The organism is Aquabacter sp., from assembly GCF_965279295.1.
Classification (GTDB): Bacteria; Pseudomonadota; Alphaproteobacteria; order Rhizobiales; family Xanthobacteraceae; genus Aquabacter.
This window is the reverse complement of the sequence record NZ_CBDIHQ010000011.1, coordinates 197861-213861: the sequence shown is the minus strand read 5'-3', so window position 1 is coordinate 213861 and position 16001 is coordinate 197861. Positions and strand designations below refer to the sequence as shown.

Below are 16001 nucleotides of genomic sequence, written 5' to 3'. Positions count from 1 at the left end.
CCGTTTCGCGCGCCGCTGTCCACCGACATGGACGGCGGCTCTCCTCGCAATCGCACCCGCCCGGGTGACGCAGTTGCCACCTTCGCTTGGGCTCAGGATCTGAGCCCGACCGAGATGGCCGTCCTTGATCCGTTCTTCCGCATCACGCTCAACCGCGGTGCTGCGCGGTTCTACATGCCGGTCTGCCTTTACGGATCCGTCTACGAGGTCCGCCTCGTACAGATCGCAGGCGGCGCACCGAAGTATGCCGGCGCTGGTGGTGGCTACGTCACCGTCAGCATGACGCTGGACGTGTTCCCCGCGTCGCTGGTGCCGGCCATGCCGGTTATCACGGCCGTGGAGCCTTATATCATTGGTACGTCGACGGCCTCGGCGCTTGTCGAGGTGGACTTCGGCTTAATCATCCGCAGCACCACGGCCACCGGCAGCGGTACCTGGGCAGTTCCCGCGCCCTATCTGGAGGACGGCACTTACCCGGTGCGCGCTCGCCAAACAGTGAGCGGCATCGCGGGCCCTTGGTGCACACCCGTCGATCTGGTGATGCCCAACAACATGATGCGCTCGTTGCGTGCCAAGATGGGCGTGACCGAGCCGGCCGGCGGCGTGTTCGATCTCATCAACGATGCGATGATGGTCAAGGCGCCAGCGGCGCCGTCCGCCCAGTATCTCGGGCCTGTGTCCACCGGCTCGACGTTCACTCGAGGTTCGTCTGCGACGCGCATCAATGCGTCGGGGGTGATGGAGACCGTCGGCGCCAACGTCCTGCGGTATGACTACGACCCGATTACATTGGCGCCGCTTGGATACCTCAGCGAGAGCGCAAGCACCAATTTAACTCGTAATAGTGTCGGCGTTGGCGGAACCGGAGGGACGCCTGGTGTTTTGCCAACAAATTGGCAGGCTTCGACGTCTGGCTCAGGGCTCAACAGGCAAGTAAGTTACGGTACCTATCGCGGAATGGAGGGAACCTATATCCGCGTTTATGGTACATTGGCCGCTGCCGATTTTTATTATGTTTCATTTGATACGACGGTAGCGGCTACTATTGGGCAGACATTCACTGCATCGAGCTATCTGGCACATGTAGCCGGAACGAAGACCAACGTTACAGCCATCCTTCAAGTTATCTCTGAGGTAAACAGCGGAGGGACGTGGCTTGTCCAGAGCAGTCCGGACAGGCTCTCGGCTGTAAGCAGTACGGTGCAAAGATTTGATGTAACGAGAACGGTCAATCAACCCACTGCCGCCGGAATCACGATGGGATACTATCTCATCTACATGAATGCCGGTCCAATCGACTGGACGTTCTTCTTCGCTATGCCGCAAGTCGAGCAGAAGGGACGCCCCACCTCAGTTATCCGCACAACAGGGACTATTGCTAGCCGCTCGCTTGACCAGCTTCTCTACTACCTGCCTGCTTCGTTCATTACCGGCAAAGGCACTGTAATGGTGAAGGCTGCGCAGAGGTACGCTCCTATTCCGTCGTTTGAAGAGTACCCAGGCGCTGTCTCGATGCTTGGAACAGGAGACAACATTATCGGAATTTACCGATATCACCTGACAGGTTGCGTGTATTCCGGCGGCCGCGTCGATTCGACTGGCGTGACGTTTGGTTTCACATCAACCAGCCCGGCAGCCAGCGAGATCTGGCGAGCCGCCCTTAGGTGGACGGCAGCAACGCAGACGATGGCTTACAATGGCAGCTTAATGGCTTCCACATCTAATGCGCTGCGCGACTACGTCAGATTAACGATAGGGCAGATGGACAGCTATTTCGACGGACATATCCGCGAAGTTGTTTTCCTCCCTCGTGATGTTTCGGACGCGCAACTGCAGGGGCTCGGCGCATGATCGACATCCGACTGCGCTTTGCCGATGAGGCCGCCTACGAGGCGGCCTTTTTGATTCTGGGCTGGCCTACACGCGGCAGGGAGGGCGATCTTCTCGCCTTCCCAAGGGGCGACGGCTGGGATGGCGCCGCTGGCATCCCTGTCGTCGCCACGCCCGGAACCTTCGACCCTATAGCCGGCATAAGCACCCCGCCCGTGCTCGCCCCCGGCTACCACGTTGACGTTCGCCTGCTCTCAGGCGGCGCTCCCGAGCCCCTGTGGCCATTCATGGTCGCACCCAGCACCCCGGCTCACACCTTCTTCTGAGGCACCCCTTATATGGCAGATCCTTGGACCTCCGCTTGGGCGGAGGCTGAGGCCGCTTGCCCGATCGACGTCATGACGTTCTTGACGGTCGAACTGCAGCATCCGGCCTTTCTAGAGGCAGGCTCGCCTATCGCCCTCCGGTTTGTGCTCGACGCTGTCGACCGCTCCCTCGGTATTGAGGCCGGCGCCACCTTCAATCCCAGCACCATGCAGACCTTCTCTGCAATGACCTTCGAGAGCACCCGACCCGACTTCGAACAGGGGAAAGTGCCCGAGTGCAAGGTCACGTTCGACGGCGTTGGCCGGCAGTTGATGCCGTATCTAAACGACGCGATTACGGTGCGCGCCGACCTCACGCTGCTCTACCGTGAGTATCGCAGCGACGATGTCTCGGCGCCTTGTTATGGTCCGGTCGAGTTCATCGTGCGCAACACGCGCATTACAGGCTCGCGGGTCGAAGGAACTGCGAAACTCGCAGACTTGGCGAACACCAAGTTTCCGCGCAGGGTCTACACCCGCGCAGAGTTCCCGGCGCTCGTCGCGTGACCGAACGCGAAGCCTACCTGTATTCGCGCCTCGGCAAGCCCTGGTACGCGCAGGGCGAAGGCCCCGACGCGTATTCGTGCTGGGGCTTGTTCGTCGAGGCGCAAGCCCGACTCTGGGGTCGGCATCTGTCTCATGTCGACGTGCCTCCCGAGCCGTCTTGGCGCTGGATGCTAGACGCATTCCGCGCCCACCCCGACCGCGATCATTGGGCGGAAGTCCAGTGTCCGCACGGCATCGTCACCGCTCAAGACGGCGCTGGCGTCCTCATGGCTCGCTCCTCAAGTCCTGCGCACATCGGCATCTGGCTCGCCCCTGAGGGGCTGGTCATGCACGTCGATCAGGTGTCCGGCGTCGTCTTCGACACGACCTCATTCCTGCGCGTCCGAGGCTGGCGAGCCCTCCACTTTTACGAGCACGTTCAGGGGGGCTGATGCCTCACGTCGTTCATGTCGCGCTCCCCGGCCACCAGGTCGCGGAGGCGAACAGCTATGCCCGCGAAACCGTCGCGAGCTTCATCCGCCGAAACGGCTGGAACACCACCAATCTCCCGACGATCTGCGAGTTCAACGGCCGTCCCCTCATGCGCGCCGACTGGCGCAAGACCCGGATCAAGAAGGGCGATGAGGTCCGCTTCATCAGCAAGCCGCGAGGCGGCGGTGGAGGTGGGCAGGGCGGCGGAAGCAGCACCAAAAGCATCATCGGCCTCGTGGGTATCATCGCCCTTTCGCTGCTCGCTCCCGGCATCGGCACTGCCATCGGCGGCTTCCTTGGCACCGTGGTCAGCACGGCTGTTCTTGCCGGCGGCGCCTTCCTTCTCAATACCGTTCTGGGCGCTGGTGCGGCCTCCTCGGCTGTCGATACGAAGCAGCCGACGCTTTACCAGTTCGGCGCGCAGAGCAACTCTGCCCGGCCGCTGGACGTCATCCCGGTTCGCTACGGGCGCACAAAGTCCTACTTGGACTATGCGGCAGTGCCGTGGTCCGAGTTTATCGGCGACGACCAGTATCTCAACCTGCTTCTCGTCCACGGCCTCGGCAAGTACCAGCGCGAGCAGATCCTCATCGAGGACACTGTTCTCTGGGACAGCACCACCGGCCTTTCCAGCAGCTTCTCGGACGTCGAGTTCCAGTTCGCGCAGCCGGGCGACAACATCACGTTGTTCCCGCTCAACGTCGCCACGTCCGTCGAGGTGTCCGGTCAGGAACTGCCCGACACCACGGCCTATGTCGGCGGCTACATCGCCAACGCCAGTGGCACGACGGCCAACGCGATCGCCATCGACGTGGTGCTCGGCCAGGGCCTCGGCCTGCGGGGATCCTCGGGTATCACCGTCTGGCTTTGCGCCATCACTGCTCAGTACAGGCCGGTCAACTCAGTAGGCGTGCCCACCGGAGCGTGGACGCAGCTTTTCCAGAAAGACATCCACGGCAGCAGCACCAAGCCGATCCGCGTCTCGGTCAAGACCGCCGTCGCGCCGGGCCGCTACGAGGTTCGCCTCAAGCGCGATCTAGGCCCGCATGCCGACGCCATCGATCAGGTCAACTGGGCCGGCCTTCGGTCTTATCTGACCGGCACGCAGGCGTTCCCCGGCCTCACCGTCACCGCCATCCGAATGAAGTCGACGGCGCAGCTGACGCAGGCGTCGTCCGGCAAGTTTGGGGCCATCGACACGCGGATTATCCCGACGTGGAACGGCTCGGCCTGGGTGGACGCGGCAACCCGCAATCCCGCGTGGGCGATGTTGGATATCGCCACGAACACCGATTACGGCTGCCGGCGTCCGCTGGCGAAAATCGATACGCAGGCGCTGTCGGCGCTGGCCACCAAGGCCAACACCCGCGGCGACAAGTTCGACTACGAGTTCCGCTCCGTGGTGCCCGCCACGGACGCGATCGACACCGCCCTCGCAACGGTGCGCAGCAAGCACCGATGGCAGGGCGACATCCTGTCTGTGGTGCGCGACGAGTGGCAGACGCTGCCGCAGTTCTTCATCACCGATCAGGAGATCGTGCGCGGCAGCTTCACGGTCGACTACCAGCTTCAGTCGGCCGATTCGTCCGACGCTGTCATCGTCGAATACCTCGACGAGGAAACGTGGTCCCCGCAAGAGGTCCAAGTCCCTGAAGGCGTCTCGCCGCAGTTCGCGACCCGGGTACAGATTCCCGGCCTCGTGCAGCGCGCCCAGGCATATCGGGAAGCCAAGTTCCTTTGGCTGCAGAACGCCTATCGGCGCATCCGGCCCACCATCACCACCGAGCACGACGGCCGGCTGTTGTCGGTCGGGTCGGTCATCACCCTCCAGTCGGAGATTCCCCAGGAATGGGGCGCCTCCGGTGAGGTGGTGGCCCGCTCCGGCACCAGCCTGACGCTCGAGCCCGCTCCGACATGGGAGGCCGGCCAGTCGTACGTTGTGCTGCGCACGCCGACTGGAAAGCCGTTTGGCCCGGTCAAGGTTTCGCGCGGCGCCGATGCCTCCATCGCCGTGCTCAACGGCACCGACCTGACGCTCATTGAAGGTCAGCAGGGCATCGTCCTCGCCGACGTGCTCACGCGCCACGACGGAGGCTTGCCACCATCCTTCGCGTTCGGGCTGGGCACGACGTGGCAGCAGCGGTGCATCGTGCTGTCCGGCTCGCCTGACGGCGACCAGGTGACGCTTGAACTGGTGGTCGACCGCCAGGAAGTCCACGACGACAGCGGCTCCGCGCCTGCTGCGCCTGCACCTCCCACGCTCACCATCGCCAAGACGCCGTTAGTCGGTGGGTTGGTGGCAACCCTCGAGCAAAACGTGCTCGAGCCGGTGCTGTCCGCCTCGTGGCAGCCGGCCTCTGGTGCGCTCCATTACATCGCGCAGGTGTCCTACGACGGCGCGGCGACGTGGCTGGCTCTAGGCCAGATGTACTCGCCGTCGCTCTCGGTGGTGGTCGAGCCCCGCGCCATGAAGCTGCGGGTGTCCGCGGTGGGCTCCGGGCAAGGCGCCTGGAGCGTCATCGACATTGATGCGCCGACGATCAGCTACGCCAAGGTCGTCGTCACCGAAGACAACTTCGACGTCGATCTCGCCGGGCTTTGGGACGACCAGCTTGCGACCGTCGCGGCGCTAGAGGCGCTGTCCGACGACTCGTCGGCGGTTGTGAACTTCGGGTCCGTCACCGCACCTCCCGGCGTCACGGCCATATGGAAGATGCAGGTTCGGTCGGGGTCCAAGGACACCGGCCTCAATCTCGTGTCGACGCCGAGCGGCGGCTATATCTCCGCTTCGTCCGACAAGTTCGTCTTTAGGTCGCCGACCGGCGCCGAGTTCGCCGTTTTCGACAACGTCAGCGGCACGCTCTACCTGAAGGGCGGCCTGATTGCGACGGGCACCATCACCACAGCCAAACTGGCCGCTGGTGCAGTCACGACCAACGAGATTGCCTCCGGTGCAATCACGACGGCGAAGATGGCGGCAGGCGCCATCACCGCCAACGAGATCTCTTCCGGCGCCATTACGACGGCCAAGTTGGCCGCTGGGGCGGTTACTGCCAACGAGATCTCTGCGAACGCGATCACGACCAACAAGATCGCTATCGGCGGTGTAACATTCGACAGTTTGGCGCTGGCGGCCGCGACGAATTACATCGTCTCCTACACATCATCGCCGATCAACTCCAACCCGATCCGTACAAACACAATCGATCGCGTTGCCGGAGCCGGCGGAACCAGTACCGCGCTCGATCTAATGGCAGGCTTTACCTTGAGCGCGTTTGAGTATCCTGCCACCTACTCGGGTTCATACCTTCTGTCTGGCACGCTGCAAGTTGTCGTCGATAGGATAAACCCAGGAGGAAGCGTCACCAACGTATTGACCAGGGACGTCGACATCCAATTCGACACCCCTATCGGTTCGGCTGGAACAATATGGCTGAAAGGCAGGGTGGGAAATCTGGCCCTTCCATTCTCCGACACATCATCGCTAGCTGCCGGAACGTATGACTATGTCCTGAAAGTCAATAACGCGACGATCTACTATGGAGGCTCGACTTTCGTAACCAACCCGTTTGCAACGCCGGGGATTGGCCTGAAGTCGTCCGCCTACTTCTCCTACTTGAAAACAAGCGAGTTTCGAAGATGAGCAGCTTTGCCGTTTACGAGGTCGAAACAGGCGTCATCGTTTCGACTGGGTTCGCATCAACGCCTGAACAGGCCATGCGACAAGCGCGCGACGGGCAGGCGGTGCTCCTCGCAGACGGCCTGGACGACACCGTTCATTACATCCACGTCGATGGCGACCTTCGGGAGGTGCGCGAGCGGCCTCGGTTGAACGTCCTCGATGTGACGTTGGGTGTGGGGAGCGAGCCTGTACCGGTGACGCCGCCGCTGCCCGCCGGCACTAAGGTTCATGTCTACGGCGGGCCTCCATGGGTGGTAGCGGGACGGCTGCTGCACGGGCCGTTGGAGGCAGGCGTCACAGTCTATCACCTCAAGCCTCCCGCGCCATACGTCCCGGCGCGCTTAACAGTGACCGTGACTGCCTAACCAGCCGCGCTCACCACCACACCTCATAGGCCGCCTCCGGGCGGCTTTTCTTTGCCTGGAGCCCCTCCTATGGCCACCCTTTCGCTCGCCCATAACACCAGCGCGCCGGCCATCGGCTGGCGCTTCCCCGACGAAGACCTGCGAGGTGCGTTTCTCGAACTGGAGGTGGCGTGGCGTGGCGGCACTCTGGCCGCGGACAATGTCGAGGTCGGCGGTCTATCCATCGCGTACGACGACGGCGCGTCGATCGTCACCTGGGCCTATGACCGGGGCGACGCGGATGCACTGCCGCTCGGCACCCTGTCCTCCTACGACATATATGCCACCGACGAGGCCGGCCGCCGCAAGATCTCCGCCGGCAACATCCATGTGGACGGACTCGGCGAGCTTTCCATGCCGAGCACTGGCGTGGTGCAGATCCCCGGCATCCAAGGCCCGCCCATTGGTCTCTGGGCAGGGGAGTGGGCTGCCGGAGCCTACCAGTCGCGTGCTATCGTCAGCCACGACAACTCCCTGTGGTGGACGCCGGACGCCACGGACACCGAGCCCGGCACCGAGGGCAGCGTCTGGGTGTTGTGGGTGGACGGCTCCGACGCCGCCTCCGACCGTGCCGCTGCTGAAGCTGCCGCGTTAAGCGCCGCCCAGGACGCCGCTGCAACGGCGGCTGACAGGGTGGCGGTTGCCAGTGACCGAACGGCGGTCGCAACCGCCAAGGCCGCCGTGGACACCGCCAAAGGGCAAGTAGACACCGCCACCACGACCGCCACGACCGCTGCCGGGACAGCCACCACGAAGGCCGGCGAGGCCAGCGGTTACGCCTCGTCAGCGTCTACGTCGGCGGGCAATGCGGCCAACGACAGGGCGACAGTTCAGAACATTTATAACGCCGTCATAGCACCGCCCGTCGACGTAACGACCACCACCTACACCCTTCAGGCCAGCGACGCCGGCAAGACGCTACGCTTCACCCACGCAAGCGGCTGCGTGGTGACGCTGCCGGCAAGTTTCTCCGCAGGGTTCTACTGCTCCGGGCGCCGCATTGGCGGTCCTGTCACTTGGGTTGCCGCATCTGGCGCTACCAAGCGCGAATTCCCGACTGGCACAGCCATCGCCGCGCAGGGTGCTTCCGTCCTTTTTGAGACGGACAGCAACGTCGGCGGTGCGGCTGCGGCGTGGTGCATCGGTGGCGCCATCGCATGACGATGCTCATGGGCCGAGCGCCGCGCGGCAGGTTCCCCGCTTACCCCTTCGCGCTCGACGGGATCTCCGGCGTTATCTCCGCGCTGGGTTTTCAAACCCTCATTCCCGGTTACAGCGGCCCGCTCATCACCCTCCGCCGCACATCCGACAACGCCACGCAGGACTTCTACGCTGTGCCCTCGACGGGCCGCTTAAACGTCGAAGCGGTGCTGGCATGGGTCGGCGGCGGCGGGGCGTTCGGCACGAGGTGGTGGGACCAGACCGGCATCTCAACCAACTATTGGGCGGGGCAGGCAACGGTCGCCGACCAGCCTCGGCTCGTTAATGCCGGCGTCATGGATATGTATGGCGGCCTGCCGGCTTGGTTCTCGCCGGACCAGGTCCACGGGTTTGGCTCGGTGTGGCCGACCACGACGGTGACGCCGCTCTCGTTCGTGTCGGACATCCTCTGCGCCGACTACACGCTGGCGAATCCGCAAGAGATCATCCGAGGGCAGGCAGGCTCGCCCGGCATTACGCTGCTGCGCATCGAGACCAACGGACGCGCGAGCATCTATTCCGGCACGCTTCTTCAGTCCGGCGCGGCCCTTGTAGATGGCTCGGCCTACGTCATCGGCGGAGTGCTCAACGGCGCAGCCTCCGCCATTGGCGTCAGCGGCACATGGACGACAGGCACCGCCGGCACAACGCAAACCATCATGGGCGCCCCCGTCATTATGCGCGGTTCGCCCATCGCCAACGGTGTGCAGGGCTACATGGGCAGCCTCGTCACCCTGTCTCGCGTGGCCACCACGGCCGAACTGGACGGTATCGGCCGCAAGATCGCGGCAGCCCGTGGGATCGCACATCTATGAAATACCTGATCCTCGCGAGCGCCACCGCGGCGCAGGCCCGCTCTCGCGTGGCCGCTGACGTTCTTCCTGGCATCCCCGGTCCAGGCGGCACCACCCTCTGGGGTTGGCTCGATTTGGTGGATGGCCGGTGCGCGCTCTGCATCCCGGACACGCCCGGCGGGTGCGGAATCAGCCTCAGTCAAGGCGAGTACGACGGACTGCTGACTTCGGCGGAAAGGGCGGCCCTGGTGTCAGCCATTCCGCCGGACCTTATCCCGCCGGCCTTTCCGTAGACGGGCTGGGCGGCTGTCAGGGCAACGCCCAGCCCGAGCCCAGCGACTGCGGTTGCTGTCGGTCAGCCGCCAAGCCGTCCCACACCTATCACACATCGAACGGAGGCCGCATGGCAGCCCCAACCTACGCCAAACGGCGTGCCGAATACGCACGCCTATGGGACAGCGCCGAGATCCAGCGTTCCGCCGATGCGGACGTGGTCGCGCGGCGCATCATCAAGAACCGAGCCCGCTACGAGGCGGTAGAGACCGCCACTGGTGTGCCTTGGGAGTTCATCGCGGTCCTGCACAACCGGGAGTCCGGCGGCGACTTTGCCGGAGTGCTCCACAACGGCGAGAAGATCCTCGGCACCGGACGCAAGACGCGCCTGGAGCCAAAAGACCGCGGCCCATTCAAAACGTGGCTTGAGGCGGCGATCGACGCCGTAGTCCTCAAGAAGTTCGACAAGGTTCGCGACTGGTGCGTGGAGCGGTGCCTCTACTCCGGCGAGATGTTCAACGGCTGGGGCTACTTCTTCAAGAAGGTTCCGAGCGCGTACCTTTGGGCAGGGACGAACGTCTACAAGGGCGGCAAATACGTGTCGGATCACAACTGGGATCCGAACGCGCAAGACAAGCAGCTTGGCATGGTGCCGGTGATGGTCCGCTTGATGGCGCTCGATCACAGCATCACGTTCAGCCGTGAAGCCACTGCCGCTGTTGCTGCGGCCCAAGCAGCGCCGTCCATCCCGCAGTACGGCCCCGGCACACGGGACAACGCCGGCCTCAAGGCGGTGCAGGAGCGCCTCCGGGTGCTCGGCTATGCCTCTGTCGGCATGCCCGACGGCGATTGGGGCACCAAGACCGAAACCGCTCTGGGCGAGTTCCAGCGCGACAACGGCCTGCCTGTCACGTCTGACTACGACGTGCCGACAGCGGCGGCGTTGCCGACTGCGGTGGCAAAGGTGCCCACCGGACCTCGTGCCACCGTCACCGCTGCAGACCTTCGCGCCGCCGGCTCCACCGAGGCAAAGGCCAGCCAGCGGAACGGCCTTATCGGCATGGCCGTGGGAGTGCCCACCCTGGTCGGCGGTGCGGTGCAGGGCACCGCCACATACTTCGGGGAGGCGGTGCGTTACGTCCAGCACGCCAAGGATATCCTTGACGGCGTGCCTTGGTACGTGTGGTTCGCCGCGACCTTGGCCATCAGCTTCGCGATCTGGTGGAACGCCAAGAAGGCAACCGAAGCCAAAGTCGCCGCGGTGCGCTCCGGGCAGGATGCCGGCCCCATCGGGCTTGCGCAGGCCATCATGGCGCGCGCTGCCAACGATAACACCTCGGCCGCCAAGGAAGCCGCATGACTTGGCTCATCGGCACCGTGCTCGACAGCACGCCTTGGTGGGTATGGGCACTGGCGGCCTTCGCAGCCCTCGCTGCCACCTACCAGCTATGGGCGCCCCTCTGGGTGCTCATCCCCCAGCCTCTGCGCCTCGCCCTTGCGGCGGTGGCAGCGGCGCTACTTGCCTATCTGGCAGGCCGGAATAAGGGCGCCTCGGGCGCGCTTGAGCGGGCAAGACAAAAGGACACCGCCAATGCGGCTCGGATTGTGGACAAAGCGGACAGGGTTCGCGCTGATGCTGATGTGCTCAATGCTGGTGGCGGGCTGCGAGACGACGACGGGTGGCGGCGGAAAGACTAACGCCGCCATCTGCACCGTGCTGCGGCCGGTCGACTGGTCACCGCAGGACACCGACGAAACCATCCGCCAGAACAAGGCCAACAACGCAGTCGGGTACGAAGTCTGCGGTTGGCGTCCGAAGAAGAGGCCGGCCTGATGTACGTCTCACTCAGCGAGGTATGGCCCATCTTCACCATCCTAGGACTCGGCATCGGCGCCGTGTCCTGGCTCCACCTTCGCCTACAGGTCAGCCGGGATGAGCTATCCGAGCATAAGCTGTATTGCGAGAAGACCTTCCTCTCAAAGGAGTTCCTGCGGGAGTTCAAAGACGAGATGATGGGCGCTATGCGCGCGACGAAGTCCTCAGTCGATGACCTCAATCTGCGCATCGACAGCATCGTGCTGGGCATTCGGGCCCGTTCGCCGGAGGCGCGGACGCGGCAGAGCGATGCTGCATAAGTCGGTGAGGCCGAATCCCAGATCGTGACTTTGCAGCCTAATGTGGCCCAAATGGACTCACAGGTTGTAGGCGGAATCAAAATCAGTAGGTGAACAGCGCCAAAACTCGCAATTGGCAGATGACGACGCCATAAGCGACTCGTTAGAACAAAAGCAACGGAACCGAACGCGAGAGTCACCACCTCTCGGCAGTCCGATTTGCGATCCCGATTACTCACGCTCTGGCGTGCATGCACCTCCCCGCTGGCCGTTTGGCTGGCGGGGCCCTTTTTTTTGCCTTCATGGAGAGTTCGGGTCGAGCACGTGCTCAACCACGGCGAACGCATGCATTATTATTCGCAGACAACCACGGTAGGCCGTCGGCCGCCGACGGTACCGCCAGCTATTTAGTGGGCCCTCGAAGTTCCGCTGACGTGCGTGAAGGAGCCGATCTTGCTGAGATATCGTCGTCTATCTTAGCCTCAATCCGCTCAAGCCGCGTCCGGAGGGCGTCATTCTCGGCCTTTAGAGTCCGGACCGCCTCAATGAGCGGGGCAACTAAAACCGCATAGTCAACCGCTTTGGCATCGTTAAGGTCGCCGGCCTGCATGGTCGAAACGGCTTGAGGAAAGGCGCCCTCCACATCCTGGGCGATAACTCCCAAATGTTCTGGGCCAGACCTGTCTGCATCCCGCCAGTGGAAAGTGACCCCCCGCAGACTCAAGATTTTCTCTAGCGCACCGTCGATCGGTGTCACGCGCTCCTTTAACCGGATATCGGACGTGCAGTTAGTAGCCCCAGTTCCAGTGCCAAGAACGCAAGTGGCGACTGAGCCATTCACGGTCACATTGCCAGCGACAGTCAGCCTCGTCGTTGGATTGGGGGTGCCTATTCCGACGTTGCTATCCTTCGTCAGGCGCATCACGTCGCCGTGGGTATTAACGAAACGCAAGTCATTTTCCGTTCGAGTTCCGATCCACGGCTGGTTCGCGTCGACACCAGCGTAGATGATGCCCATTCCGGGAGGCCCTTGCAGGCGAAATAGCTCATCTGATCCTATCGTAATCATCGGTCCACTGAAGATGGGAGATGCGAGCGGAGCCAAAGTATTGGCGCAATTTAGCAAATTGTTAAAATTTTGATTAACTTCATTTGCGTTTGCAGAGGTTCCGTTGGTGAATGTGTTCGGGTTTCCTGGACAAACTGCAAATGCAGGCGCCGTGACCGCCATCGCGAACATCGCAACCGTGAAAAGTAGCTTCATTGACTTATCCAAATTCGTTATAGCGAAGCCAGGGGCCGCGATTTGATTGAAATTATGACGAAAAGAAAACGAAGAAGACGATCCGGAATCTGGCTTCGATTTGCCCGGCAAGATCTGCCGAGATACTATCTTTTCTTCAATCTACTAATTTCCTGTCGAAGCGATGTAATCTGTCCCTGCTGCTCTTGCATTGCCTTAATCAAAACTGGCACGAGAGAATCGTATGCGAGACTGGAAATTCCACTCGAGGGATGTTCTCTGCTAACGGCCTCGGGAATAATCGGCTCTACGTCTTGAGCGATTAGTCCAATCTGCCGTTGCTTCTCCCAGTCCTGCGATTGATCATTCCAATTGAAACTGATGGGACGAAGTTTCATAACCGCATCTAGGCCATAAGAAATCGGCATAACGTCCTTCTTCGTCCGCGCAGTAGATGTGTCCAAATAAGGGCCATTACCGGCGACTCTGCCATTTGCAACGTGAAGGGCGTAGGCCGGATTCGAAGTACCGATGCCGACGCGACCGGCGCTCGTCATCCACATAAGTCCGCCATAACCGTCGAGATGAAAGAAAATCTCGGAGCCAGCAAATCCAAGTGACTGAAGAGTTCCGCCTCCAGTATTATCGACCGCCTCGATAGAAGTGCGGTCTGCCGAAAAAACAAAGCGGACGCCTTTTGTCGAACCGTTGAATAGGACGCCCCATGGGGAATCTTCCTGATTTACCCTCAATTTAAAATAGCTTGGGGATGAACCAATAGCGACATTTCCAGAAAAGCTCGGACTAGCCAGGGGCGCAAGTGAGTTATTCGCACAGTTCAATAAGGAGTTGAAGTTGCCCATAACCTGGTTCGCGTCTGCGTTTGAGCCATTCGTTAGCGTGCTAAGTGGAGGACAAGGAGCAGCAAGTGCCGCGGGAACTGAAAAAAATATTAATAAAAAGATAGACGAGGCAGTCTTGGTCATCACGGGCTCCAAATATGAAATGAAAGTTTATTTCTATGGTCGCGCGAGTTGCTTCTTCAGATCGTCAATCTGCCCCTGCTGTTCCTGTATCGCTTTGACCAATATGGGAACAAGCTCGGTATACGCCACCCCTAGCGTGCCATCCGCATCGCCAGATTTGCTTACAATGTCAGGAACTACCGTCAAAACGTCCTGCGCGACAAAGCCTATCTGCGTCGACTTCGGCATTCCTTGCGACTGGTCGCGCCAGCTAAATTCGACCGGCTTTAACTTCATAACGGTGTCGACCCCATAGTGAACCGGAACTATATTTCTCTTTAGTCGTCCATCCGATAGGGTCACATAGTTAAGCGCTGCAATTGAGCCGGTAGGAACATGAAGCGCGTACGCGGGATTAAATGTTCCAATACCCACGTTTCCCGTTGGCGAAATCGAGAAAACTGGGTTTGCGTCTTGCGCAATCACAAACATTCCCGACCCAAGGCCCCAATTCGAGATGGTCCACTTGGCATTCGAATTAATAAGGCTAAATCGGACGCCCTGACTTATTGTAGACCTCGCTGCAATATTTGCTTCCATATCCCACGCATCGCCAACGACGTCTATCTTGGCGGTCGGAGTGGTAGTGCCAACACCAACGTATCCCGTGAAATGTGGATCGGCATTTGGCGCCGCGCAGCCAGTGACGTTATTGAAATTCTCATTAACTAGGATGGCGTTTGCACTCGTGCCGTTCGTAAATGTATGTGGAACATTCGGGCAGCCCGCTAACGCGGAGCCGATCGTTAAGCCGAAAAGAGCCCCCTGAATAGCAATAGACTTCAACATAATTATTGCCTTTCGCTGGCTAATACTCGCGTCTGACCAATCCAGATGGAGTTTCATGTGCGATGTGTCTTCTAGACACACGCTTTCGCTTCGCTCGGTATCACTTGCCGATTTTCTCAATCTTGGACTCAAGCGCGAGAATCCGCGCTTGTTGCTGTTGCATCGCTTTCACGAGGACCGGAATCAGCTCAGCGTAGGCTAAGCTGTATGTTCCTGCGTCGTCGTCTGCTCGGCTGACAACTTCTGGAACGACAGACTGCACTTCTTGCGCGATAAATCCAATTTGGCGGGGCTTCTGCCACTCATGCTTCTGATCGCGCCAATTAAAGCCGACAGGATTAAGCTTCATGATCGTATCTAAGCCATACTCGATCGGAGTAATTTTCTCCTTCAAACGGCCATCGGAAGGCGTGTGAACCGATGTGGCCGACACTATACCGCTGACGTCTAATTTATAAGCAGGCGTATATGTCCCAATTCCGACGTTACCGGCAGGATTAATCGCGAGCCAGACATTGTATCCCTCTGCAATGGCCAGAACGCCAGCCTCGCTCCCGGAACTACTGCCCCAGTTAGAAAAAGTCCACTCTCGTAATGTATTCTTAAGTCCAAACCTCGCGCCATTCGTATTTGTAGATCGTGCATATATATTAGCTTCGTAATCCGCAGATCCCACAACTTCAAGTTTAGTGAATGGATAGGGAGTCCCGATGCCTACGCTCCCTGTAAAGGTAGCCGTGCTCCCAGTAAATACAGGATTGTCAATGGATGCATTACAGTTAGAAACGTTCATAAAATTAGCATTTACTTCATTTGCATTGGCACTCGTCCCATTCGTGAATGTAAACGGGGGTGGGCACGCTGCCTGTGCAGCGCCTATCATGCCGGTCATTACGATGGCGGTGGCGCAAAGTCGGAGGAGCATGTTGATGCCTCGCTTGATTGTTTGATCCATGTCGGAACTTGCAGGGATTGTTGGCACTAAACGAGCGTTGGCCGCCGAGCGCGCAACGTCCAGTCGCGATGCGCAGCTGCGCGTCGGCGCAGCCCGCGTTGCATCTAAACGATTATGGAGCGTCAGCATTTTGCACCTCGGGACGCCGATGATAGAATTCATAGACCCGATAACATTTAATAATAATGACGTACTAAGGAGACGTACCACTCAACTCGAATATCCGCCGAGCTCATATGCAAGAGCTATGGGCCCATAATACGATGGCCGGCTAATATATACGATAATACAGAGCCGACGTTTCGCAATGTGCGTACCTTAAGTGCATTCAGTGTCCCAATTTATTTT

16 protein-coding genes are annotated in these 16001 nt (G+C 60.5%); 12 read left to right on the top strand and 4 right to left on the bottom strand.

What is annotated here, in order from left to right:
* Window positions 1-114 precede the first annotated feature (114 nt).
* The 12 genes from ADADO0_RS05395 to ADADO0_RS05340 all read left to right on the top strand — a co-directional run bounded on the left by ADADO0_RS05395 (window position 115) and on the right by ADADO0_RS05340 (window position 11662).
* The gene (locus ADADO0_RS05395; protein WP_511304076.1) at window positions 115-1851 is read left to right on the top strand and encodes a phage head spike fiber domain-containing protein; all 1737 of its coding nucleotides are present in this window, start codon (window positions 115-117) and stop codon (window positions 1849-1851) included.
* Window positions 1848-2156: a hypothetical protein gene (locus ADADO0_RS05390; protein ID WP_511304075.1), complete on the top strand. Its 309-nt coding sequence runs from the start codon at window positions 1848-1850 to the stop codon at window positions 2154-2156. Before ADADO0_RS05395 ends, ADADO0_RS05390 begins: the two co-directional genes overlap by 4 nt.
* 12 nt (window positions 2157-2168) lie before the next feature.
* Complete coding sequence (locus ADADO0_RS05385) at window positions 2169-2702, top strand: DUF1833 family protein (protein ID WP_511304074.1); 534 nt, start codon at window positions 2169-2171, stop codon at window positions 2700-2702.
* Complete coding sequence (locus ADADO0_RS05380) at window positions 2699-3133, top strand: hypothetical protein (RefSeq protein WP_511304073.1); 435 nt, start codon at window positions 2699-2701, stop codon at window positions 3131-3133. Before ADADO0_RS05385 ends, ADADO0_RS05380 begins: the two co-directional genes overlap by 4 nt.
* Window positions 3133-6816: a host specificity factor TipJ family phage tail protein gene (locus tag ADADO0_RS05375; RefSeq protein WP_511304072.1), complete on the top strand. Its 3684-nt coding sequence runs from the start codon at window positions 3133-3135 to the stop codon at window positions 6814-6816. The genes ADADO0_RS05380 and ADADO0_RS05375 overlap by 1 nt, the downstream gene beginning before the upstream one ends.
* A 74-nt stretch (window positions 6817-6890) precedes the next feature.
* Window positions 6891-7220, top strand: a complete 330-nt coding sequence (locus tag ADADO0_RS05370; RefSeq protein ID WP_511304071.1) for a hypothetical protein — start codon at window positions 6891-6893, stop codon at window positions 7218-7220.
* Window positions 7221-7289: 69 nt separating this feature from the next.
* On the top strand, window positions 7290-8420 hold the full coding sequence (locus ADADO0_RS05365) for a hypothetical protein (RefSeq protein WP_511304070.1): 1131 nt from the start codon (window positions 7290-7292) through the stop codon (window positions 8418-8420).
* Window positions 8417-9274, top strand: coding sequence for a hypothetical protein (locus ADADO0_RS05360; RefSeq protein WP_511304069.1), 858 nt, complete (start codon window positions 8417-8419; stop codon window positions 9272-9274). Before ADADO0_RS05365 ends, ADADO0_RS05360 begins: the two co-directional genes overlap by 4 nt.
* A complete protein-coding gene (locus ADADO0_RS05355; RefSeq protein ID WP_511304068.1) occupies window positions 9271-9546 on the top strand; it encodes a hypothetical protein in 276 nt (91 codons plus the stop codon). The genes ADADO0_RS05360 and ADADO0_RS05355 overlap by 4 nt, the downstream gene beginning before the upstream one ends.
* Window positions 9547-9656: 110 nt before the next feature.
* A complete protein-coding gene (locus tag ADADO0_RS05350) occupies window positions 9657-10886 on the top strand; it encodes a peptidoglycan-binding protein (RefSeq protein WP_511304067.1) in 1230 nt (409 codons plus the stop codon).
* Window positions 10883-11224 carry a hypothetical protein gene (locus tag ADADO0_RS05345; RefSeq protein WP_511304066.1) on the top strand — a complete coding sequence of 114 codons (342 nt, stop codon included), beginning with the start codon at window positions 10883-10885 and terminating at the stop codon, window positions 11222-11224. The genes ADADO0_RS05350 and ADADO0_RS05345 overlap by 4 nt, the downstream gene beginning before the upstream one ends.
* 108 nt (window positions 11225-11332) lie before the next feature.
* The gene (locus tag ADADO0_RS05340; RefSeq protein WP_511304065.1) at window positions 11333-11662 is read left to right on the top strand and encodes a hypothetical protein; all 330 of its coding nucleotides are present in this window, start codon (window positions 11333-11335) and stop codon (window positions 11660-11662) included.
* A 382-nt stretch (window positions 11663-12044) separates the two neighbouring features.
* On the opposite strand, the gene ADADO0_RS05335 is transcribed toward ADADO0_RS05340, so the two are convergent.
* The 4 genes from ADADO0_RS05335 to ADADO0_RS05320 form a co-directional block, all read right to left on the bottom strand.
* A complete protein-coding gene (locus ADADO0_RS05335) occupies window positions 12045-12905 on the bottom strand; it encodes a tail fiber domain-containing protein (RefSeq protein ID WP_511304064.1) in 861 nt (286 codons plus the stop codon).
* 125 nt (window positions 12906-13030) lie between these two features.
* Entirely contained in the window at window positions 13031-13870 is an 840-nt protein-coding gene (locus ADADO0_RS05330) for a tail fiber domain-containing protein (RefSeq protein WP_511304063.1), read from the bottom strand.
* 33 nt (window positions 13871-13903) lie between these two features.
* Window positions 13904-14755, bottom strand: a complete 852-nt coding sequence (locus tag ADADO0_RS05325) for a tail fiber domain-containing protein (protein WP_511304062.1) — start codon at window positions 14753-14755, stop codon at window positions 13904-13906.
* Window positions 14756-14798: 43 nt separating this feature from the next.
* A complete protein-coding gene (locus tag ADADO0_RS05320) occupies window positions 14799-15782 on the bottom strand; it encodes a tail fiber domain-containing protein (protein WP_511304061.1) in 984 nt (327 codons plus the stop codon).
* Window positions 15783-16001 lie beyond the last annotated feature (219 nt).